The organism is Haloferula rosea (genome assembly GCF_016595525.1).
Taxonomy (GTDB): domain Bacteria; phylum Verrucomicrobiota; class Verrucomicrobiia; order Verrucomicrobiales; family Akkermansiaceae; genus Haloferula; species Haloferula rosea.
In genome coordinates, this window is record NZ_JAENII010000005.1 from 264,642 (window position 1) to 285,912 (window position 21,271).

Annotated in this window: 18 protein-coding genes; 8 read left to right on the forward strand and 10 right to left on the reverse strand. The window is 61.3% G+C overall.

What is annotated here, in order from left to right; genetic code table 11:
- The first annotated feature begins 39 nt into the window (after positions 1–39).
- The 4 genes from JIN81_RS09085 to cysK all read left to right on the forward strand — a co-directional run bounded on the left by JIN81_RS09085 (position 40) and on the right by cysK (position 5,323).
- A complete protein-coding gene (locus JIN81_RS09085) occupies positions 40–1,806 on the forward strand; it encodes a diflavin oxidoreductase (RefSeq protein ID WP_200278618.1) in 1,767 nt (588 codons plus the stop codon).
- 91 nt (positions 1,807–1,897) lie between these two features.
- On the forward strand, positions 1,898–3,616 hold the full coding sequence (locus JIN81_RS09090; protein WP_200278619.1) for an NADPH-dependent assimilatory sulfite reductase hemoprotein subunit: 1,719 nt from the start codon (positions 1,898–1,900) through the stop codon (positions 3,614–3,616).
- Between the two features lie 8 nt (positions 3,617–3,624).
- Entirely contained in the window at positions 3,625–4,344 is a 720-nt protein-coding gene (locus JIN81_RS09095) for a phosphoadenylyl-sulfate reductase (protein WP_200278620.1), read from the forward strand.
- A gap of 19 nt (positions 4,345–4,363) precedes the next feature.
- Entirely contained in the window at positions 4,364–5,323 is a 960-nt protein-coding gene (cysK, locus tag JIN81_RS09100; protein ID WP_200278621.1) for a cysteine synthase A, read from the forward strand.
- Positions 5,324–5,374: 51 nt separating this feature from the next.
- Here the strand turns inward: cysK and JIN81_RS09105 are convergent, their stop codons facing one another.
- From JIN81_RS09105 to JIN81_RS09120, 4 genes are read right to left on the reverse strand one after another with little or no spacing between them, the layout of a single operon-like run.
- Positions 5,375–6,736: an efflux transporter outer membrane subunit gene (locus JIN81_RS09105; protein WP_200278622.1), complete on the reverse strand. Its 1,362-nt coding sequence runs from the start codon at positions 6,734–6,736 to the stop codon at positions 5,375–5,377.
- A gap of 20 nt (positions 6,737–6,756) precedes the next feature.
- A complete protein-coding gene (locus JIN81_RS09110; protein WP_200278623.1) occupies positions 6,757–10,134 on the reverse strand; it encodes an efflux RND transporter permease subunit in 3,378 nt (1,125 codons plus the stop codon).
- Positions 10,135–10,138: 4 nt separating this feature from the next.
- Positions 10,139–11,362 (reverse strand): efflux RND transporter periplasmic adaptor subunit, encoded by a 1,224-nt coding sequence (locus JIN81_RS09115; protein WP_200278624.1) that lies wholly within the window; start codon positions 11,360–11,362, stop codon positions 10,139–10,141.
- Between the two features lie 36 nt (positions 11,363–11,398).
- A complete protein-coding gene (locus JIN81_RS09120; RefSeq protein ID WP_200278625.1) occupies positions 11,399–12,031 on the reverse strand; it encodes a TetR/AcrR family transcriptional regulator in 633 nt (210 codons plus the stop codon).
- A gap of 161 nt (positions 12,032–12,192) precedes the next feature.
- Between JIN81_RS09120 and JIN81_RS09125 the strand changes: the two genes are divergently transcribed.
- Both JIN81_RS09125 and hpt read left to right on the forward strand, forming a co-directional pair.
- The gene (locus JIN81_RS09125) at positions 12,193–12,537 is read left to right on the forward strand and encodes a hypothetical protein (RefSeq protein WP_200278626.1); all 345 of its coding nucleotides are present in this window, start codon (positions 12,193–12,195) and stop codon (positions 12,535–12,537) included.
- Entirely contained in the window at positions 12,538–13,071 is a 534-nt protein-coding gene (hpt, locus tag JIN81_RS09130; protein ID WP_200278627.1) for a hypoxanthine phosphoribosyltransferase, read from the forward strand.
- Here the strand turns inward: hpt and JIN81_RS09135 are convergent, their stop codons facing one another.
- The 5 genes from JIN81_RS09135 to JIN81_RS09155 all read right to left on the reverse strand — a co-directional run bounded on the left by JIN81_RS09135 (position 13,072) and on the right by JIN81_RS09155 (position 17,816).
- A complete protein-coding gene (locus tag JIN81_RS09135; protein WP_200278628.1) occupies positions 13,072–13,533 on the reverse strand; it encodes a RidA family protein in 462 nt (153 codons plus the stop codon).
- Between the two features lie 65 nt (positions 13,534–13,598).
- Positions 13,599–14,621: a M23 family metallopeptidase gene (locus JIN81_RS09140; protein ID WP_200278629.1), complete on the reverse strand. Its 1,023-nt coding sequence runs from the start codon at positions 14,619–14,621 to the stop codon at positions 13,599–13,601.
- Between the two features lie 4 nt (positions 14,622–14,625).
- Positions 14,626–15,108, reverse strand: coding sequence for a hypothetical protein (locus JIN81_RS09145; RefSeq protein ID WP_200278630.1), 483 nt, complete (start codon positions 15,106–15,108; stop codon positions 14,626–14,628).
- 109 nt (positions 15,109–15,217) lie between these two features.
- Positions 15,218–16,177, reverse strand: coding sequence for a transaldolase (gene tal / locus JIN81_RS09150; RefSeq protein WP_200278631.1), 960 nt, complete (start codon positions 16,175–16,177; stop codon positions 15,218–15,220).
- A 142-nt stretch (positions 16,178–16,319) separates the two neighbouring features.
- Positions 16,320–17,816: a prenyltransferase/squalene oxidase repeat-containing protein gene (locus JIN81_RS09155; protein ID WP_200278632.1), complete on the reverse strand. Its 1,497-nt coding sequence runs from the start codon at positions 17,814–17,816 to the stop codon at positions 16,320–16,322.
- A 298-nt stretch (positions 17,817–18,114) separates the two neighbouring features.
- Here JIN81_RS09155 and JIN81_RS09160 point away from each other — a divergent pair, with 298 nt between their 5' ends.
- Together JIN81_RS09160 and JIN81_RS09165 are read left to right on the forward strand one after the other, a co-directional pair.
- Positions 18,115–18,786: a type II secretion system protein gene (locus tag JIN81_RS09160; protein ID WP_200278633.1), complete on the forward strand. Its 672-nt coding sequence runs from the start codon at positions 18,115–18,117 to the stop codon at positions 18,784–18,786.
- Positions 18,787–18,967: 181 nt separating this feature from the next.
- Positions 18,968–20,521 (forward strand): sulfatase family protein, encoded by a 1,554-nt coding sequence (locus JIN81_RS09165; protein WP_200278634.1) that lies wholly within the window; start codon positions 18,968–18,970, stop codon positions 20,519–20,521.
- Positions 20,522–20,541: 20 nt separating this feature from the next.
- On the opposite strand, the gene JIN81_RS09170 is transcribed toward JIN81_RS09165, so the two are convergent.
- Entirely contained in the window at positions 20,542–21,189 is a 648-nt protein-coding gene (locus tag JIN81_RS09170; protein ID WP_200278635.1) for a 3-keto-disaccharide hydrolase, read from the reverse strand.
- Positions 21,190–21,271 lie beyond the last annotated feature (82 nt).

A 21,271-nucleotide genomic window follows, 5' to 3' on the forward strand; every position in this document is an offset into this window, starting at 1 on the left:
GCGCCGAAACATTACAAACTTAAGTAGAAAACTAAGGAAATGCTTCCAGAGCACGCACCCTTTTCCCCTGAGCAGCGCCCGGCCATCGAGGCGTTGTTGAGTCAATTCAGCCCGGGACAACGCCATTGGTTGGCCGGATTTTTGTCATCCGATCTTGCGGCACCCGTCGCAGCGCCTGCGCGTGCTTCGACGCCTCTGACCGTGCTTTACGGGACGGAGTCCGGGAATTCGGAAGCGCTCGCCGCGCTGACCGTGAAGTCCGCGAAGAAACGGGGCTTCAAGCCGGTGATGAAGAACATGTCGGAGATCGAACCTGCGGATCTGGCGAAGGTCGAGAGCCTGCTGGTCATCGTCAGCACGTGGGGCGACGGCGATCCGCCGGAGACCGCGGTTTCGTTCCACGAGTCGTTCATGAAGGATGCCGTCGATCTTTCGAAGACCCGCTTCTCGGTCTGTGCGCTGGGGGACACCTCGTATGAGCAGTTCTGCAAGACGGGCAAGGATTTCGACACAAGGCTGGAGGCACTGGGTGCCACGCGGGTGCTGGATCGGGTCGACTGTGATGTCGACTACGATGAGGCGCATGCGGCCTGGATGGATGCGGTTCTCGACAAGCTGGCGCCTGTTGCGGCGCCGGTGCCGGCGGTGGTTCCCGCTGCGGTTGCCCCGGTTGCCGCGACGGCCTTCGGGAAGAAGAACCCTTTTGATTCGGAGTTGCTGGAGAAGGTGCTTCTCAATGGTGAAGGCAGTGCCAAGGAAACCTGGCATTATGAGCTCTCGCTGGAAGGATCCGGTCTGACCTACGAACCGGGCGACGCCCTCGCGGTGGTGCCGGTGAATGCTCCCGACATGATCGAGGGCCTGTTGAAGGCGGCCAAGCTGAGCGGGACCGAGGAAGTCGAAGTGAAGGGCGTGGGCAAGAAGGTGCTCGCTGATGCGCTGCGCGAAGATTTTGAGATCACCGTGCTGTCCAAGGCCGTGCTCAAGAAGCTTCAGGCGGTCATCCAATCGGATGAATTGGCTGCCTTGCTGGCGGATGATGCCAAGGACGAACTGCGGAACTACCTCTGGGGTCGCTGGACCGCCGATGCGCTTGCCGAGTTTGCTCCGGACGGGATCGGAGCTTCCGAGTTGGTGGGGGCGCTGAGAAAGCTGCCGCCGCGTCTCTATTCGATCGCCTCCAGCCCGCTGGCCCATCCTGACGAGGTCCATCTGACCGTCGCTTCGGTGCGTTACGAGGGTCATGGTAGTCAGAAGAAGGGAGTGGCATCGACCTATCTCGCTGATCTCGTGAATTGCGGCGATGCGGTGAAGGTTTACACCCACGCGAACAAGAATTTCCGCCTTCCAGCCTCCGACGACACGCCGATCATCATGGTGGGTCCCGGGACGGGGGTGGCACCATTCCGTGCCTTCGTCGAACACCGGGCCGAGACCGGTGCCAAGGGGGAGTCCTGGATGATCTTCGGAGACCAGCACTTCACCTACGACTTCCTCTATCAGCTCGAATGGCAGGACCATTTGAAGAGCGGTGCTTTGACCCGGTTGGACGTCGCGTTTTCACGAGACCAACCCGAGAAGGTGTATGTGCAGGACCGCATTCGCGAGCATGCGGATGAGATCTTCGCGTGGCTCGAGAAGGGTGCCCATTTCTACGTCTGCGGCGATGCTTCGCGCATGGCGGCCGATGTCCATGAGGCGCTGATCGAAGCCGTGGTGACCGGCGGCGGGAACTCCCGCGAGGAGGCCGAGGGCTACGTGGATGCCCTGAAGAAGGCCAAGCGCTACCAGCGTGACGTTTACTGAAATCATTCAAACCACAAGCAAGCCATCAATCATCCAGTCGACGGAAGCCGCATCACGTTGTGGGCTTTGACGTTGCAACCCTTTGACTATCATGAGTGACAAGGAACTCGCCGCCAACGAAGGCATCAAGATTCGGTCCAACTACCTGCGTGGGACGATCGCAGAAGGTCTGGCCGACCTGTCCACCGGTTCACTTTCCGAGGACGACCAGCAGTTGCTGAAATTCCACGGAAGCTACCAGCAGGATGACCGCGACCTGCGCGCCGGTCGCCGCAAGCACAAGCTCGAGAAGGCATTCTCGTTCATGATCCGCATCCGGGTGCCGGGTGGGGTCGCGACGCCCAAGCAGTGGATCGAGACCGACCGCATGGCCGACCAGTTTGCCAATGGTACGATCAAGCTGACGACGCGTCAGGCATTCCAGCTTCACGGCATCATCAAGAGCAACCTGAAGCGCACCGTGAAGGAGATCAACGATGCGGCGATGGACTCGATCGCGGCATGCGGCGATGTGAACCGGAACGTGATGTGCAATCCGAATCCGCACCTGTCGGAGGTGCACGCCGAGGTGCTCAAGCTTTCCGAGGACATTTCCCGTCACCTGACGCCTGCGACCGGTGCCTACCACGAAATCTGGCTCGATGGCGAGAAGGTGGAGACCTCCGAGGAGGAAGTGGAACCGATCTACGGCAAGACCTATCTGCCGCGGAAGTTCAAGATCACGGTGGCGGTTCCGCCATCGAACGACGTGGACATCCACGCCAACGATCTGTCCTTCGTCGCGATCGTCGAGGACGGCAAACTGGTCGGCTACAACGTGGCGGTCGGAGGCGGCATGGGCACCACTCATGGCGATGAGAAGACCTTTCCCCGGGTGGCGGACATCATCGGCTTCTGCACGCCGGAGCAGGCGGTGGACGTGGCTGAGAAGGTCGTGCTCGTCCAGCGGGATTTCGGCGACCGGACGAACCGCAAGCACGCCCGCTTGAAATACACGATCGAGGATCGGGGCGCCGATTGGTTCCTGGCCGAGTTGAACAAGTATCTCGGTTATGACCTCGGACCGGTCCGGGACTTCGAGTTCGAGGACAACGGCGACCGTTTCGGTTGGGTGACCGACCACCGTGGCAACCACCACTACACCCTGTTCGTCGAAGGTGGGCGCGTGGTTGATACACCAGGCTACCCGATGCGCGAAGGTCTTCGCGAGATTGCCAAGGTGCACGGGGGGGACTTCCGCCTGACGGCGAACCAGAACCTCATCATCGCCAGTATCACCGACGAGGAACGCCCGGGGATCGAGGCTCTGCTCGAGAAGTATGGTATGAGCAAGAGCCACGAACGCAGCGCCATGAGGCTTTCGTCCATCGCCTGTGTGGCCCTTCCGACCTGTGCTCTCGCACTGGCGGAGGCGGAGCGCTATCTGCCGACGGTGATCACCGATCTGGAGGAGAAGCTCGAGGAACTCGGGCTCCGGCACGATGCCATCACGATCCGCATGACGGGTTGTCCGAACGGGTGTGGTCGACCGTTCCTCGCTGAAATCGGATTCGTGGGACGTGGACCGAATCGATACAACCTGTATCTGGGTGGAGGATTCGCGGGGCAGCGTTTGAACAAACTCTATCGTCAGGACCTCGATGCGGCGGACATCATGTCGACGCTCGGGCCCATCCTCGAGCACTATGCGAAGGACCGTGAGGAAGGGGAGCGCTTCGGCGATTTCGTCATCCGCACCGGCTACGTCGAGGCGACCAAGCAAGGCGCGGATTTCCACGAGAACATCAAACCGGAAGCCCTGGCGAACTGATTCAAGCCATGACCCTCTCGACCGAAGATGCCACCGTGGTGGCTGACGAACTGGCGTCGTTGAATGCCGGTGAACGACTGCGCTATCTGCAGCGCGAGTTCGCCGGGCGTTTGGTGGCGTCGACCAGCTTCGGAATCCAGTCGGCGGTCATGCTGGACCTGATCGCGGAGCATGCGCCGGAGATTCCGGTGGTGTTCGTTGATACAGGTTATCTTTTTCCCGAGACCTATCAGTATGCCGAGGATCTGGTGCAGCGTTTGGGAACCGATCTGCGGGTTTACCAGCCCGCGATGACCTCGGCGCGCATGGAGGCGCTTCATGGTCGCCTCTGGGAGGGTGACAAGGAAGCGGCCGAGCGGTATGGCGTGATCACGAAGATCGAACCGATGGCGCGGGCGCTCAAGGAATTGAATGCCGATATCTGGCTGAGTGGTGTCCGCCGCAGCCAATCCAGCACCCGGGCCGACCGCCGCATCGCCGAGCAGCAGAAGCGCACGCTCAAGGTCTATCCGATCCTCGACTGGGCGGATGCCCAGGTTTCCGCCTACATGCACGATCGTGGCTTGCCCCGGCACCCGCTGGCGGAGCAGGGTTACGTGACGATGGGTGACTGGCACAGCACCCGCCCTGCTGCGGATGGTCTTGATCCTGAGTCCACCCGGTTCGGCGGTGAGAAATACGAGTGTGGTCTCCACCTTGACTCCGGCAATACTGACTTTCAGATCTAACCCACAACCTTCAACGATTATGGCCATTGCAGAAAACATGGTTGCCACCATCGGCAACACTCCCCTGATCCGTCTCAACAAGCTCACCGAGGGTCTCGATGCCGAGATCTGCGTGAAAGCGGAGTTTTTCAACCCCCTCTTCAGCGTCAAGGACCGGATCGGCCGGGCCATGATCGAAGCGGCGGAGAAGGATGGTTCACTCAAGCCGGGTGGTCTGATCATCGAACCGACCTCGGGGAATACCGGCATCGCGCTGGCCTTCGTGGCACGTGCGAAGGGTTACCGCTGCATCCTGACCATGCCCGAAAGCATGTCAATCGAGCGGCGGGTCCTGCTCAGACTGCTGGGTGCTGAGATCGTGCTCACGCCGCGGGCGAAGGGGATGGGCGGTGCGATTGCCAAAGCCAAGCAACTGGTGGAGGAGAACGAGGGATCCTTTGGTCCCGGGCAATTCGACAACCCGGCCAACCCGCAGGTGCACCGCGAGACGACGGCTGAGGAAATCTGGGCCGACACCAATGGCGAGATTGCCGCCTTCGTGGCCGGCGTCGGAACGGGTGGTACCATCACGGGTGTCTCCGAAGTGCTCAAGGAGCGCTGTGACATGAAGACCTTTGCGGTGGAGCCTACGGCCAGCCCGGTGATTTCGGGTGGCGACCCGGGACCTCACATGATCCAGGGCATCGGTGCCGGTTTCATCCCGGGGAACCTGAACACCGACATCATCGATGATGTGGTCAAGGTGACCAACGAAGATGCTTTTGCCACGGCTCAAGCACTGGCGCAGGAAGAAGGCCTGCCTGCCGGTATCTCGACTGGTGCGAATGTCTGGGCGGCCTTGCAGGTGGCCAGGCTTCCTGAGTTCAAGGGCAAGCGGATCGTGACGGTCGGCTGCTCGTCCACCGAGCGCTACCTCTCGACGCTGCTTGCCGAGAAGGTCCGCGACGAGGTGACCCACCTGCCTGTCTCGGACGTCTGAGATCGGTGCCTGGCAGGTTCGTTCCAGATGGACGGACCTGCGGTGAGGTCACTAGCGCTGCCATCCGCCACCGAGTGCCTGAATCAGGCGGGTGGATGCCAGGGCGCGGGCCAGATCGATGGAGAGCGCGGCCCGCTCTTCGGACAGGGCGGTGCGCTCGGCATCGACGACCTCAAAGTAGTCGGTGACCCCGGACGTGTAGCGTTTCCGCGTCAGTCGAGCCGCGGTGTCGGCGGAGGCTGCACCGCGCTTCCTGGACCCGGAGGCTCGTGCCAGGTGTCGGCTGTCGCCCAGTGAGTCCTCGGTTTCGCGGATGGCTTCCAGAAGCTTGCCGCGATAGATACCGAGGGCTTCCCGGTAGGCGGCCTCCGCCCGATTCTTGTCGGCGAAGGCACGTCCGCCCTGGAAGAAGGGGAGATCCAGTTCGGGGCCGAGGCTCCAGAGTTTCGACCCGGGATTGATCAGGTCGGAACTGCTCAGCGACTGGACCCCGCCGGTCCCGGTCAGGGTGAGTCGTGGCAGGTAGCTTGCGATGGCCAGGCCGATCGTTTCACTCGCAGCGGCCAGTCTTCTCTCGGCGGCGGCCAGATCAGGTCGGCGTCGGAGCAGTTCCGATGGCACCGACGATGGAACGGAGGGAATGGTCGGTAGCTTCCCATTGGGTGCGATGGTGAAGCCCGAGGCGCTGTGGCCGGTGAGGACGGCGAGCGCATTCTCGAAACGCCCGCGCTGGGCTTGGAGCTCGGCGAGCTCGGCCTGCACGCTTTCATGCTCCGTAATGGACCTTTCGTAGTCGATCTTGCTGCTGGCACCGATGCGGAACCGCTTCTCCATCAGGTCCTTCGCTTCGCGCCGGAGCTTCTTCGTCCGGGTGAGGAGGTCGATCTCGGCATCGGCGAAGCGCAGTGACACATAGGCCCGGGTGACTTCTCCCCGCAGCGAGAGGATGAGTCCCTGGAAGTCGTATCCGGTGGCCTCCATCTCGGCCCGGTTGGCGCCGATGTTACGCCGCACCCGGCCCCAGAGGTCGATCTCCCACGACAGGTTCAGGGCGGCCCGGTAGTCATTGTAGCTGCCGGCCGAGAAGTTGGTGTTCGAGCTGTCCTGTCTCCGCCGTGCATAGAGGTCTCCGGTGACGGCTGGATAGACGTCCGCCTTTGCCAGCCCGAGGACGGCGCGTGATTGGTCATAGCGTGCCAAGGCACTGCGCACTCCCTGGCCCTTGGTGTCGGCGTCCTTGATCAGGCGGTTCAGCTGGGGATCGCGGTAGAGTCCCCACCACGAGCCTTCCGGGGGTGCCTGTTTGAATCCGGCGTTCTTGAAGGATGCCTCAAGCTCCTTGCTGGGCACTTCATAGTCCGGGCCGACCGCGCAGGAGGCGAGCAGGAGGGTGCTGAGAAGAAGTCCGCGCATGAGGGGTGGATTGGAGGGTTTCAAGCGATTGCGGGTTCCGGGTTGGTCTGCCCGGCGGGCTCGGGTTGCTTCAGGGCGAAGATCGCGCTGAGCACGGCGGGAACGAGAAATACGGTGAATATCGTACTGACAGTCAGGCCGCCGACCACCACGGCACCAAGGCCGCGGTAGAGTTCCGAGCCGGAGCCGGGCATCAGGACGAGGGGGATCATGCCACCCACCGAGGTGAGGGTGGACATCAGGATGGGGCGCACCCGGCTGCGGACACTTTCGACGATCGCATCGAGGGGTGCCATGTTCTCCTCCCGCATGAAGTTGAGGGCCTGGTGAACGATGAGGATGGCGTTGTTCACGACCACGCCGGCCAGGATGACGAAGCCGAGGATGGTCAGCATGTCGAGGTTCTGGACGGGCATGTAGCGGTCGAGCGTGCTCCACTGGTGGACCAGCGCCAATCCGAGGAATCCGCCGAAGGTGGCGAGCGGCACACTGAGCATGATGACCAGGGGGTAGCTCCAGCTTTGGAAGAGGACGACCATCAGCAGGTAGATGACGACGAAGGCAAGGAACAGGCTGCTTCCGACGGTGCCGGCGAGCGTGCCGTCACCGAGTAGCGAGTCCTTGATCTCGGCGAGCTTGCCGGCGGATCCGGACAGACTCACGTCGACGCCCGGTGGGATGGCTCCTTCGGCTTTCATGCCGGCGATCAAGGCATTGACGTTCTCGATCACGCTTTCAAGTGGCTGGCCGGGCGGGGGAGTGAGCTCGAGGGTGACGGCGCGTTGTCGATCGACGTGGCGGATCTGATCCGGGCCACGCACGCGTTCGAGGCTGGCAATCGAGCGCAGGTCGACGATGGCTCCGGTCGGCGAAGCGACCGGCAGATCGAGGAGCTTGTCCAGGGGCGTCTGGCCGGGTTCGCCCTTGGTGAGGATCTTGATGTCCTTCAGTTCGCCGTTCTGCTCGTAGTCGCGGAACAGCACGATGCCGTCGCCGCCAGCCTGCACGGCGAGTCCGAGGTCCGAACGGGTCATCTCGAGTTCGCGCAGTCGTTCGTCGTTGGGGACGATCCTCATTTCATCGAGAGGGAAGGCGAAGTTCGGTGGAGCGGGGGTGATGTTCGGGCGGGGTCCGGGCATGCCCATGAGTGCTCCCATCACCGCACCGGCGGCCCCTGAAACGGCATCGAGGTCGCGCCCCTTGAAGTCGATCTGGACGGCGGATCCCGTCGAGCCGCCGACGCGGAAAAGCGGCATCTGGAAGGCCACCGAGAAGGTGTCCGGGGTTGCGGTCCCGGAGGTGGCCGCAGCGAATGCCGGGATCAGATCCGCCACCCTTGCCTTGTCGGCGGAGATGCCGCCGTGGAAGATCCGGCCTTCGAAGGAGACGAGGAAGTAGTTGTCCAGAGGCGGCGGGACGACCGAGCCGCCCGAGCCGTCGTTCAGCGGCACGGGCTGCCGCTTGTCCTCGATGATCTCCTGTCCGCCGGAGAGGCGGGTTTCGATCCCATACTTGTCAGGGGTGGCTTCCCACAGCGGGCTGATCCGTTCCTCGATGCGCTCGCCCATCTCAGAGAGCGTCTCCAGGTTGTAGCCAGGCGGCGGGAACAGCAGGCCAAACACGAGGTTGCGGTTACCCTTCGGCAGGTAGTCCAGAGGCGGAAGTAGAATGCGGGTGCCGATGATGGTGATCAGCGCGAAGCTCGTGATGACGGTGAGTCTCCTCGCCCAGGTTGCCGTGAGGAAGCCGACGGCGTTGGCGGCAAGGTCGGGCATTTTCTCGAAGAGGATGCCGAACGGCCGGAACGGCAGGCCGAGAATCTTGAACAGGCGGGAGCCGAAGACCTTGTCGAACAGGGAGGGCCCATCTTCCGATTTGTGCGGTGTGAGCCACTTTCCCGAGGCCACCGGGATGACGGTGAGGCTGACGATGAACGACAGCGTCACTGCCGCCATCAGTGCGAGGGCAATGTCGCGGAACAGCTGCCCGGCTTGCTCCTGCACCAGCAGGATGGGTGCGAAAACGACGACGGTGGTGAGTGTGGATGCGAGGACGGCGCCTCCGACCTCGAGGGTGCCATCGCGGGCGGCTTTGACCGGGCTCTTTCCCTTCTCGAGATGTCGGAAGATGTTCTCGATGACGACGATGGCGTTGTCGACGACCATGCCGACGGCGAAGGCGAGGCCGGCGAGCGATACGATGTTGATCGACCTTCCCAGCAGGACCAACACACTGAAGGAGGCGATGGTGGAAACCGGGATGGCGATGGCGATGATGCCCACCGCGCGAAGGCTGCGCAGGAAGAAGAGGAGCGTCATGGTCGCGAGGACCCCGCCGAGAATCAGGTTGGAGCGGACGAGCTCGAATGCGTCCTGCACGTAGGTCGAGGCATCGTAGGTCTGGACGAGTTCAAGGGTGCCATCCAGACCGAGTTGCCTGGCTTTCTCGTCAAGCAGGGCGCCGGGTTCGTTGAGCTTCGCCACCTCACCCTGCAGCATCTGCATCGTCTCCAGCAGGTTGGCGCCACGCTGCAGCTGGAAGTTGAAGAATGCGCCGCGCTGGCCGCGCGAGCGGACCCACGATGTCGGTTCCTTCCAGTCATTGCGCACGTCGGCGACGTCGCCGAGGTAGACCGGTCCTGCCTCGTCGCGGAAGATGATCATGCTGCGGGCCGACTCCGGGGTGTCGAAGCGACCGGTCGCACGAATCCGGAAATCGCGTTTTCCCTGTTCGATCTTGCCTCCCGAGAAGTTGGCGTTGGCGGCGCTGATGCCCTCCCGCAACTGGGAGAAGGTGACGCCCCTTTGGGCGAGGGCCACGGGGTCGACGATGATCTGGAGTTCGGATGCGATGGCTCCGCGGACACCCACCTCACTGATGCCGGGAATCCGCTCGAAGCGTGGCTTCACGCTTCGATCCATGAAGTCGTAGAGCAGGCCCGGATTGAAATCGGGATCGGTGGAGAATAGTCCGATCCATGCGATGTAGTCCGCGGACTCCGGGTCGATGTCCTGCACGACCGGCTGGAGCACTCCGTTCGGGTAGCCGGGAACCTCGTCGAGTTTCTGCAGCACCTCATCCTGGGCGGAGTCGATGTCGGTTCCGGTTTCGAATTCCAGCCGGATGGTTCCCTGACCGGCGGCGCTGGTGCTGATCATCGACTTGAGACCTTTTGTCTCACCGAGGACCTTTTCCTGCTCTTCGATGATGTCCGATTCGATCTCATCGGATGAGGCATTCTCCCAGTTCGTCGTCACGGCGATGACCACCGATGAAACCTCGGGCGTCATGCGGACGGGGACACGGGTGATGGCGAGAATCCCCACAAATACGGCGAGCATCGTACCCACCGCGATGGTGATGGGTTGACGCAGCAATCCTTCAATGACAGGCCTCATGATATCAAGGAGTCTCGGTCGACGGGTTGCCACGGGTGTCGCTCCACGGCTTGGGGTCGAGCGGGGTGCCGGGGAAGAGTCGTTCGTTTCCTTCCACGATGACTGGGTCGCCCGGCTTGAGTTCTTCGCTGGTGATCACGGCCTCGCTGTGTCGTTCAAACAAGACCTGCACCGGAACGCGGCGGGCGACCGGGGGTCCCTGGCCGGCTTCACCGGGGACGAACAGGAAGGTGCCGGAAAAGCTGCTGAGGATGGCGTCCGACGGGACCACGAGCTGGGGAGCGGGAGTTCCCAAGGGAACCTTGGCCTCAACCGAGGTGCCGGGGGTGAAGCGGTTCTCGGGATCCGGGATGTGGGCGATCAGGCTGAAGAGGCGGGATCGGCCCTCGACATCGGGGATGAGGGAAACGCGATCGGCCTTCACGACTTCGGATCGGCCGGGTAGGCGGATTTCGACCTCGTCCGGGGTGGTCACCTTGAGCGCGGAGGCGTGTCGCTCGGGAAGCTGGAGCCACGCCTCGACCTCTCCGGTGGAGAGCAGCGTAACGACCGGGTCACCCTCGTTGACCCACTCGCCGAGTTCGGTGTGGCGGGCGACAACGCGCCCGTCGAAGGGGGCCTTGATCGCAAGGTCGACGCTTCGGACTTCGAGAAGTTCGAGCCGTTTTTCCGCGGCCAGAATGGCTTCCTTGGCTGCTTCCGATCTTGCGGCGGCGACCTTGAGCTCCCGGGCACTGTCGAGGAACTCGCGCTCCGATACCGCCCTCTCGTCCCAGAGCTCACGCATCATTTCCTCATCGCGAATCGCCCGCTGATGCTCGGCTTCCCGTTGGGAAAGCTCAGCTTTGATCGCGGTCAGGGATGCCCTACCTTCCTGGAGCTGGGCTTCGATCCGGCGATTGTCCAAGCGGGCCAGAACGGCGCCGGCCTTCACCTGATCCCCTTCGTCGACGAGAATGGCATCGACAGCTGCCGACTCACGAGCGGCGACTTCCGCCCGGCGCACGGCGCGGAGGGTGCCGGTGGCCGTCAGGTGCTCCACGACCTCCCGCCTTTCGACGGGCCGGGTGATGACCGTGCTGGGTGGGCGCCCGCCGGGGCCGGCACCAGCCGCTTCTCCTGGCTTGGAATCGCGGAGTGCCTTCCAGCCGAACCACGCGGTGATGCCGAGGACGAGCAGGACTCCGAGCCAGGCCAGATTTTGACGAAGATTGGATGTTTGACTCATATGGGGAGGTTTTGACTGATTGGATAAGACGAGGATTCAGGACTTGGCGGCGGCTTGGCTGAGATCGGGGCTGAGCTCGGCGCCGATCATGCGGCTGAATGCCTCGGCGAAATGACGGACCCGCTCGGGGTCGTTGTGAATGCGGGCCTGGGTCGAACTGCCCTCAATCATGGAGAACAGGCACTCGGCGGTCTGCGCCGGGTCATCGATGTCGACCTCTCCCCGGGCCTTGGCTTCGTGCAGCGCTGCCTCAAGGTAGCCTTGGTATTGGTTGAGGATCTCGCTGACTTTGGCGGCGAGTTCCGGTTCGCCCCCGGCGGCTTCCGTGCCGATGTTGAAATATGGGCAACCCAGTACCCGACCCTTTTCCTGAAGGCATTGGATGCTCTTCTGATACCAGACTTCCATGAGAAGCTCGAAGCGACGAAGAGGCGGGCGGCTCGGGGAGAAAATGTCGTCCAGGGCTGGTCGGCTCTGGGTGTCCCACAGGTGCTCGAGTGCTGCGACGGCCAGCGCGGATTTGGATTTGAAGAAATGGTAGAAGCTCCCTTTGCGGACGTCTGCCCTCTCGCAAATCGCGTCCACCGAAACTCCGCCATAGCTGCGCTCCCAGATCGCATCGATCATCGTTTCCAACAATCGAATCCGGGCGGTGCTGGTTGGTGGCATGGCGGACGGATAGTTGACCAATTGGTCAAGTCAACCGGAAATTGGGAGACGGGGGTGGATTTCGTTGGGGGCGGATGAGGCGGGACGCAGGGGACAGAACCTCATTTTACCGAGCATTTTTATTCCGGTGATGCTTCGGATTTGCTAACGAAGTGCCGCTTATGGCGAAGCGACGCGCTCCCTCCCGATCCAAAATCACCCGTCTGCGTGCCCAGACGAAGGCGATTCGGTGGGTCAATGCGGTCGCGCTGTGCCTGTTTGCGTTGTCGGTCGGGACGCTTGCGGTGGCTTCAGCCCTACCGCAGAAGCGCAAATTGGCGGACAAGCGGATCGAGCTTTCCCGCATTCTTGAAGCTGAGGCGGCGGTGCTCGATCGGATGGAAGATTCACGGGCCAGCTATGAGGCGCTGAGAACGGATCCCGAGTATCTGGAACTGCACGCCATCGACCGGCTGAATGTTTACCGTCCGGGTGAGTCGATTTACCGGATTGAACGGGAACGCTGAATGGAACAGGACGTCGACAAGGTGTTGATTGCCGAAGAGGTGATCCAGAGACGGTTGGATGCGATGGCGCTGGACATCCGGCAGGACTTTCCCGGGGAGGTGATTGTCGTGATTGTCTTGCTGAAGGGGGCATTCGTGTTTGCCGCCGACCTGCTTCGAAGGCTTCCGCGGATGCTGGAGATCGAGTGCCTCAACGTCGCGAGCTACCATGGCGGGATGGAGAGCAGCGGCCAGGTCGATTTTCTCGACCGTCGCTTGCCCGATGTGAAGGGCCGCAAGGTTCTCGTCCTCGATGATATTCTTGATACCGGTCGCACCCTGCGCGCGGTGGCGGACCGCCTGACCGCCGAGGGAGCCACCGAGGTGAAGACCGGGGTGTTGCTCGCCAAGGACAAGAAACGGGCTGCGGAGGTCCAGGCCGATTATGTCGGGTTCGACATCGGGGATGAATTCGTCATCGGCTACGGCCTCGATTACCAGGGCCGCTACCGGAACCTGCCCTACGTCGGGACGCTTTCTCCGGACGCCCAGTAGTCAGGATTCGATCTCGACCGTGAGGTTGATTTCCACCGCAACATTGAGTGGCAGGGCGGCTGCTCCGAGGGCGGTGCGGGAGTGTTTACCCCGTTCGCCAAAGACTTCGAGCAGGAACTCCGAAGCGCCATTCACGACCACCGGGTGGTCGTAGAAGTCGGGCTCGGAATTGACGAAGCCGTTCAGAGCGACGATCTGCTTCACCTTGTCGAGCGATCCGATGTGGTCGCGGATGACGGCAAGCCGGTTGAGCATGATGATGCGTGCGCCCTCCTTGGCTTCCTCAACGGAAACGTCGGTCGGCACCTTGCCGATGATCTTACGCTCTCCATCGATTGGCAGACCTCCCGAGAGAAACAGGAGGTTGCCGCTTTGGACGCAGTTGACGTAGGCGGCGACGGGAGCGGGGACGTCCGGGAGTTGGAAACCGAGTTCTTCGATGCGTGCAAGGGTCTGATCCATGGCCGGAAGCGTCGGAGTTCGAGCCCCGGGTCCACAAGGAAGAAAACCAGAATCGCGCGGTGCGGCTAGAAGCTTCCCGTGATCAGGGCGACCAGCTTCTTGCCGTTCGTTGAAAGGGTCGCGTTGCTGCCTTCTCCCGAAAGCAGACCACGGGTGAGGTAGCGATGGGCGACTCCGGAATTCTGCACGGCGGAGACGATGGGTTGGCTCACCTTGCGCTGACTGACGGCGATGCCCGTTGGAAGCCCGGTGGCGGTGAATGAAATCTCCCACGATGGGCTGGGTGCGTTGAGGTCCCCGTAGGCCAGCCATGGATGGCGCTGCGCGAAATCCATCGCTCCGGTGCGAGGAACGGTCACCTTGAAATAGGCGGGGGAATGGCGCACGAAATCCGTGATCTTGAGGGACGGGTTCTTGTGGTGCTCGGTGAGGAAGCGGGCGACATCCATGCCGATCAGGTTCATCCCGTTGTAGTTGGCATGATAGTTGGTGCCTCCCGAATAGCGCTTGAACCAGCCATCGAAATTCTTGCTCATCTTCAGGCCGATCTCGAGATGGAGGTGGGCGCGGGTGCGGTTGAGCCCGGCGCCCGTGTATCCCATCTGTCCGAGTACCGAGCCTTTCTTGACGCGGTCACCGCGCTTGACGCTGGAAGTCGCCAGGTGGGCGTAGAGGCTGTGGACCAGGTCGCCTTGAGGGGTGACCGGGTGGGCGACCACGATGTAGCGACCGTAGTTCGAGCGGCCTGCCACGTCGCTCACATGGACGACGGTGCCGTCGGCGATGCTCATGATGAGGTCGAGCGGGTTTCCCGCCTTGTCCCTTTTGATGGGTTTGATGTCGATCCCCTCGTGGAAACGCAGGTAGCGGATCTCGCCGTCGACGCGGATCGGATTTCGGACGAGTCCCCATGCGCCGCCCTGCCAGGGTGTGGACCGTTCTCCTTCGAAAGTCCGGTCCACATACATGTAGAACTTTTCGGGTTCCCCGGTCAGGAGGTGCCGGTTCTCGGTCGGCAGTTGGAACGTGCCCGCAACTGCGGTCAGCAGCGAGGAGAGGGCAAGGAGGAAAGCAATCGGGCGAAGCATCGAATCAGCCGCGGGGTTTGCGTTCGCCGATGCGCGGCAGCTTTTTGTCCATGCCGGCGATCTCCGCCTGGGAAAGGCCCTTCCAGATCACCATTTCTCCATCGGTGATCTGCTGATCAATCCGGACGGCATCGACGATCCTGCCATTGACCCGGGCGATCATCCACTTGCCTGTGTTGGCAGCGGTAACTCCCGACAAGCGGTTGGCTGCGCCGCCCTTGAGTTTGAGCAGCACTCCGAAGCCCTGCCCGTCCTGCGACGGAAAGGGGTTGAATGCTTCGACGTCCTTGGTGGAAATTTCCGGAACCCGTCGGAAGACACGTTCTTTCCCGGCCACGAACTGGGGGAACACCATCTTTGGGTTCTCCCCGGGTTGGGTTTCGAGGTGGAAGGCGAAGCCGGCCATGGTCTGCTTCTTGCCCCCGGCGAGGGACGGAAGTGCCGTGGCAGCGACCAGAAGGATGGTCAGCAGGCGGACGAAGTGCATGGGCGGAGCTTGGCAATCCATCGCGCGAAGTGAATACAAAAAAGCCGGAGCCCGAGGCTCCGGCTGGAATGTTTCCGGCCCATGGGCCGGATGCGAAGGCTGGTTTCGATCAGAGCATCGACTTCACGAGGTCCTCAAGCTTCACGATGTCGATCGAGAACTTGCGGATGCCTTCGGCGGTTTTCTCGGTCGCCATGGCGTCGTCATTCAGCGCGAAGCGGAACGACTTTTCGTCGAAACTGACCTTTTCGAGATCTGCCTCAGCGGCGATCTCGGGCGAAAGGACGCGTGGGACCTCTTCGGTCGACTCCTGGAGCTCCTTGAGGAGGCTGGGGCCGATGGTGAGGAGGTCGCAGCCTGCGAGGGCGGTGATCTCACCGGTATTGCGGAACGAGGCACCCATCACTTCGGTCTTGTAGCCGAACTTCTTGTAGTAGGTGTAGATCTCACGCACTGAGAGCACGCCCGGGTCGGTCTCGGCGGTGTAGTCTTCTCCGGTGCTGGCCTTGAACCAGTCGAGGATACGACCCACGAAGGGGGAGATGAGCTGCACCCCTGCTTCGGCGCATGCCACGGCCTGAGCGAAGGAGAAGAGCAGGGTGAGGTTGCAGTGGATGCCTTCCTTCTCGAGTTCTTCGGCAGCCTTGATGCCTTCCCAGGTCGAAGCGATCTTGATCAGGATGCGATCGCGAGAGATGCCTTCCTTCTCATAGGCGGCGATCAGCTGGCGTGCCTTGGCAGTGGTGCCATCGGTGTCGAAAGAGAGACGGGCGTCGACCTCGGTGGAGACACGACCGGGGACGATCTTGAGGATCTCGAGGCCGAAGAGAATGAGGATGCGATCGAGGACGGCTTCAACGAGGGCATCACCGCTGAGGTCGGAAGCCTTGAGTTCGCTGACGGCCTTCTCGACCAAGGGGCGGTATTCGTCCTTGCCTGCTGCTTGGAGGATCAGGGACGGGTTGGTGGTGGCGTCCTGAGGCTGGTAGGCCTTCATGGATTCGAAGTCACCGGTATCGGCGACTACCGTGGTGTAAGCCTTGAGTTGTTCGAGTTGCGTAGCGCTCATGTCGGCGTCGGGGTATGCTGGTTTCGCGGGAGAGGCGAGTGGAAATCGTGTCCTCTGGCTGACAAATCACTCATGAGGATCATGAAAAAAGGGCGGACCTGCAAAATGCAGGCCCGCCCTGAAAAGGATCCGGGTGGCTGGATTACTTCACGCCCGCTCCGGTGGCAGGGAGGAAGCGGTAGTAAACTTCCAGCATGAGAATGGCGAGGCAGGTCCGGTAGTGGGTGTCGGTCTCGAAGCGCGCTGCCACGGCGTTGAGCTTTTGTCCGTTGCCCGGCTTCTTCCACGAACCATCCGCGTTCTGGTTGTTGAGCAACTCGTCACGGAACATCTCGTTGTAGTGATCCCATTCGGCGCCACCGCGGGCGATCATGGCCTGAGCTTCGTAGTAGTGACCGTAAAGGTCGGCGTCCGGTGTGTCGTAGTCGAACTTCGACTTCTTAACGATGTACTTGGCGCCCTTGCGGACCGCACCGACCGAGCCCTTGTCCCACATTTGGAAGGAGAGCATGCCAGCACCGGTGAGGGTGGCGTAGCCATTCGGGCTGTGGGAGTGGGTATTCGTGGTGTAGCCGAATCCACCGTCGGAATCCTGACACTCCTCCACGTAGTCGAGGGCTTTGCGAATGCATGCGGTCATGTTGCGGAAGTCCATGCCGGTGTGCTTGCAGGCCTTGAGCGCCTGGATCTGCCATGCCGTCACGGAGAGGTCACCGCCACGTGGGCTGTCTTCCTTGAAACCGTAGTCCCATCCGCCAGACTTATGCTGGTTGTCGATGATGTATTGGCCCGCTTTTTGGGTCACATCAGCCAGGTTGGGGACGTTGATGCCCAGTTGCTTGCAGAAGGTCGTCGACTCGCCGAGGGCGTAGGTGGCGATGCCGTGCTCGTAGGGCTGTGGGTTGGGTTCGGCGCCTGTGGTGAGGCGGCCCTTCTGCTTCATGCCAAGATCGACCAACCAAGTCATGCCCTTGAGAACGGTGTCGCCGTATTTTTCAGAGATCGGAGTCTCGCAGTGGCCAAGGTAGGCGAGGATGGCAAAACCGGTCATGGCTGCCTTGTTGCTGTTGCCCCACGAACCATCTTTGTTCTGGGTCTTCTGGAGCCAATCCAAGCCCTTCACCACGGCCTCCTCGCACTTCTCGGTGCCGCCACTGTCGAGGAGGCGTTGCATCCGGTCCTCGGGCGAGCAGCGCTTGCGCATGGTGGCCGGGATGTTGCCGAAGCCACCACCGCCACCACCGTCACCGCCGGAACCCCAGCCGTCGCCGAAATCGTCTCCGTCACCAAAATCGGTCGAAGGCTCGGGCACGTCCACTTCGGGGACCGGCACCGCGGTTGGAGAAGTCGTGTTGGCGGCAATCACCTTGGCCATCGATGAGGAGGGGGCCGAGGGCTTGCGCTCCACACTGTTGGTCATCTTTTTCGCCTCGAGCTTCTCATCGTCCACGACATTGGACGAATAGCTCACGATCACCGGCGTTTCCTTGAGCAGTGGATCGAGGAAAATGAAGGCAAGGATAAGGCCAACGAGAACGATCGCGAGCAGCGAGATGACGACTGACGAAATCGTTGAATTGCGGCGCTGAGCTTGCAGACGTGCTTGCGCCTCGGGGCTGATTTGTGCGTGAAGACTCATTGGAGGATCGAGCGATGGTGTTTTGGAAGAAGCTAGGCTCCGGCGGCGGCATGACCAGCGGAAAAAACGGATCTTTCCCAGCGTTTGACGACCTCAAAACGGACCGAGTGGGGGAATCTTTGAGGAATTTTTGCCTCATTGAGCTAAACTTTTCGGTCGCGGTGGACATTAATGGATGATGCGCCGGGTTCCTTTGGGGTTCTCGTTTCGTTGAAGGAGGGCCCGGAAGGCCCTACGGTGTCACCCATCGGATGCTGAACCGGCCCGGTTCAGGAGATCCCAAGCCCATAACAAACCCATGAAGCCCACATTTTCGCGCAAGTCGCCCGCATCGGACCGGAGCGGGTTCACGCTCATTGAACTGCTGGTGGTGATTGTGATCGTCGCCGCGCTTTCGGCTCTTGTCTTCATGTTCAGCACCCGGGCGATCGGCAAGGCGGAGCGGGCTCAGGTGATTCAGCAGATGCGGGATGTCGGACTGGGGATCGAAGCCTACATCGTGGATTACCGCCGTCCTCCCATCCCCGAGTCCAAGCGGGTCACGGGCTGGGACACGATCTACGGTGACCCGGGCGGCAACTACGGGACCGAATCGCTGATGGCGGCGCTTCTCGGCGAGGACAACGATTTTCCGACCAGCACGGACGAGGTTTTCAACAGTCGGGACATGAATCCCCGGCAGAACAACTATTTCACCCCGGTGATCACCGACGACAAGCGGAGCGGTGTCGGGCGTGATGACGGCAAGCTGTATGACAGCTGGGGGAGGGAGCTGATGTTTGCCATCAATACGCCACCCTTCGAGAACAACTTCAACAACGGCCGGAACGACAAGGTCCTGATGACCTGGGGCTTGGCCGAATGGTCGGACAAAAAGCCGCGCCATCAGCCCTACGTGATCTGGAGCTATGGCAAGGACGGGGTGAAATCCGAGTCTTACGCCGGCGCGGACGACGCCGCGAATTTCTGATTCGCCGCTCTCCCGGTGGGCATGCCGCGGGCGTCGGTTTGCTTTTCGCCGCCTGCGAAGGGGCACTTGTCCGATGGACATCCGGTTTCCGTGACGGGGATCGATGCGTACGATGTCAATCGGGCGGAAAGGTAAGATTTCGTGTCTGGTAGACGTTGGGGCGGATATGTATCAGAGCCCCATGAGATCTTTGGTCCACGTTGCTGGGTTGTGTGTGTTGTTGGCGGGAAATTTGTCGGCGGATCGCCCGAACATCCTGTTCCTGTTTTCCGATGACCACGCGTTGAAGTCGATCTCCGCGTACGGCGGTCCACTCGCAAAGATTGCTCCCACCCCCCACATCGACCGTCTCGCGAAGGAAGGCGCCATTTTCGAGAACTCGTTCTGCGCCAACTCGATCTGCGGTCCATCGCGGGCGTGCATCCAGACGGGCAAGCACAGCCACAAGAACGGGTTTCTCCGCAACGGCCTGAAAGGAGGCTTCGATTCGAGTCAGTGGACGATTTCGAAGGCTCTTCAGAAATCGGGGTATGCGACCGCCGTGGTGGGGAAATGGCATCTCCAGAGTGATCCGGTCGGCTTCGACTACTGGGAAATCCTTCCCGGTCAGGGGGCTTATTACAATCCGGACTTCATCCAGATGGATGGCACGACGAAGCGCTTTCCGGGCTATGCTACGGATGTGACCACCGACAAGGCGATCGCCTGGTTGGACAAGCGGGACAAGGACAAGCCGTTCTTCCTGATGTGCCAGCACAAGGCGCCGCATCGGACCTTTGCTCCGGCCTTGCGTCACCTGGATGCCTTCAGCGGGGTGAAGATTCCCGAGCCCGATTCACTTTTCGATGACTACGAGAACCGTAGTAAGACGCTGCCGCAGAATCAGATGGAGATCGATCGTCACATGGACTGGGCCTATGACCTGAAAGTGCGGCGTGACGAGCGGATGGGGGTGGAGTTGAAGCCGGATCGCTATGGCACGCCGGAGTACCGCAGGATGACGCCGGCTCAGAAAAAGGAGTGGGATGCGCACTTCGGGCCGCTCAATCGTTCCTTCATCGAGGAGTTCAAGGCGGGGAAGATGGGTGATCGCGATGTGGTCCGCTGGAAATATCAGCGCTACATGAAGAACTATCTGGCGACCGTGAAGGCGGTCGATGAGAGCGTGGGGAGGATGCTTGAGTATCTGGAGGAGAACGACCTCGTCGACAATACCATCGTGATCTACTCATCCGACCAGGGGTTCTACCTCGGTGAGCACGGGTGGTATGACAAACGCTGGATGTTTGAAGAGTCGTTCAAAATGCCGTTCCTGATCCGCTGGCCCGGAAAGGTGGCTCCCGGGTCCCGTCCGAAGGAGTTGATTCAGAACATCGACTATGCCCCGACCTTCATGGAGATGGCTGGCCTCGAGGCGCCCGCCGAGGTGCAGGGGGAATCGATCGTCCCGGTTCTGGAAGGGCGGGCGTCGAAGTGGCGGGAGTCGGTGTACTACGCCTACTACGAGAAGGGTGAGCACAACGTGCCGCAGCACTTCGGTGTGCGCACGATGACTCACAAGTTGTTCTATCTGCCCGGGACCGATGAATGGCAGATGTTCGATCTCGAAAAGGATCCCGGGGAAATGACCAGTGTCCATGACCACCCGGAATATGCGGAGATCAGACGGTCATTGACGGCCGAATACGAGCGGTTGAGGGCCCGGTATGATGCGCCTCCTTATGATGCGCATTGATTGCAAACCTGATTCGAAGCCTACTTGAGTTCCTTGATGCGCAGGTTCCTGAACCAGACGGGATCGCGATGGTCCTGCAGCAGGATGGGGGAGGCGGGGGTGCCGAAATTCTCCACCTTCTTGTATTTGCTGGATTCGAACCGGGTCTTCCAGTCGTCGCTCGACTGATCGAGCTCGGCGACCAGGGTGCCATTCAACCAGTGCTCGAGCTTTGGTCCTTTCGCGACGATGCGGGCCTGATTCCATTCGCCGACCGGCTTGATGGGTTTTGAGTCGGGGGCGGCCAGAAGGTCATAGAATGAGGCTGCCCGGTGGGTTGGGTTCTTGCTGTCAGCATGCTTTTGGTCGTCGAGCACCTGGTACTCGATGCCCGTCGCTCCCTGCACACGGTATTTCACGCCACTGTTTCCGCCTTCGGAAATCTTCCATTCGAACTCGAGGATGAAGTCCTTGAACTTGGCTTCGGTGATGATGTCTCCGCCGGCGCTGGCGCGGTGCATGGCGCCGTCGACGACCTTCCAGCCATTGGTCACCGGCTTGCCCTTCATTGTGGTCCAGCCATTGAAGGTCTTGCCGTCGAAAAGAGAGGTCCATTCCTCTTGGTCGTCGGCCATCGCGGCGGGGTTCAGGAGTAGGAGGCAGAGAAGGAATTTTGGTAGTTGGATCATCGGATGGGTCGTGGGGTTTGGCTCAAAGCTGGCAAGGGGATGTGGAGGAGTCCGCACTCGAATCTGTCATGGGGAGGGCTGA

What these genes read in the sequence shown, in the direction of transcription:
- hpt (WP_200278627.1), top strand. Translation starts at nt 12,538, where the DNA reads ATGGAACAGGACGTCGACAAGGTGTTGATTGCCGAAGAGGTGATCCAG.
- JIN81_RS09170 (WP_200278635.1), bottom strand. Translation starts at nt 21,189, where the DNA reads ATGATCCAACTACCAAAATTCCTTCTCTGCCTCCTACTCCTGAACCCC.
- JIN81_RS09105 (WP_200278622.1), bottom strand. Translation starts at nt 6,736, where the DNA reads ATGCGCGGACTTCTTCTCAGCACCCTCCTGCTCGCCTCCTGCGCGGTC.
- JIN81_RS09145 (WP_200278630.1), bottom strand. Translation starts at nt 15,108, where the DNA reads ATGCACTTCGTCCGCCTGCTGACCATCCTTCTGGTCGCTGCCACGGCA.
- JIN81_RS09090 (WP_200278619.1), top strand. Translation starts at nt 1,898, where the DNA reads ATGAGTGACAAGGAACTCGCCGCCAACGAAGGCATCAAGATTCGGTCC.
- JIN81_RS09115 (WP_200278624.1), bottom strand. Translation starts at nt 11,362, where the DNA reads ATGAGTCAAACATCCAATCTTCGTCAAAATCTGGCCTGGCTCGGAGTC.
- JIN81_RS09125 (WP_200278626.1), top strand. Translation starts at nt 12,193, where the DNA reads ATGGCGAAGCGACGCGCTCCCTCCCGATCCAAAATCACCCGTCTGCGT.
- JIN81_RS09155 (WP_200278632.1), bottom strand. Translation starts at nt 17,816, where the DNA reads ATGAGTCTTCACGCACAAATCAGCCCCGAGGCGCAAGCACGTCTGCAA.
- tal (WP_200278631.1), bottom strand. Translation starts at nt 16,177, where the DNA reads ATGAGCGCTACGCAACTCGAACAACTCAAGGCTTACACCACGGTAGTC.
- JIN81_RS09095 (WP_200278620.1), top strand. Translation starts at nt 3,625, where the DNA reads ATGACCCTCTCGACCGAAGATGCCACCGTGGTGGCTGACGAACTGGCG.
- JIN81_RS09135 (WP_200278628.1), bottom strand. Translation starts at nt 13,533, where the DNA reads ATGGATCAGACCCTTGCACGCATCGAAGAACTCGGTTTCCAACTCCCG.
- JIN81_RS09140 (WP_200278629.1), bottom strand. Translation starts at nt 14,621, where the DNA reads ATGCTTCGCCCGATTGCTTTCCTCCTTGCCCTCTCCTCGCTGCTGACC.
- JIN81_RS09110 (WP_200278623.1), bottom strand. Translation starts at nt 10,134, where the DNA reads ATGAGGCCTGTCATTGAAGGATTGCTGCGTCAACCCATCACCATCGCG.
- JIN81_RS09165 (WP_200278634.1), top strand. Translation starts at nt 18,968, where the DNA reads ATGAGATCTTTGGTCCACGTTGCTGGGTTGTGTGTGTTGTTGGCGGGA.
- JIN81_RS09085 (WP_200278618.1), top strand. Translation starts at nt 40, where the DNA reads ATGCTTCCAGAGCACGCACCCTTTTCCCCTGAGCAGCGCCCGGCCATC.
- cysK (WP_200278621.1), top strand. Translation starts at nt 4,364, where the DNA reads ATGGCCATTGCAGAAAACATGGTTGCCACCATCGGCAACACTCCCCTG.
- JIN81_RS09160 (WP_200278633.1), top strand. Translation starts at nt 18,115, where the DNA reads ATGAAGCCCACATTTTCGCGCAAGTCGCCCGCATCGGACCGGAGCGGG.
- JIN81_RS09120 (WP_200278625.1), bottom strand. Translation starts at nt 12,031, where the DNA reads ATGCCACCAACCAGCACCGCCCGGATTCGATTGTTGGAAACGATGATC.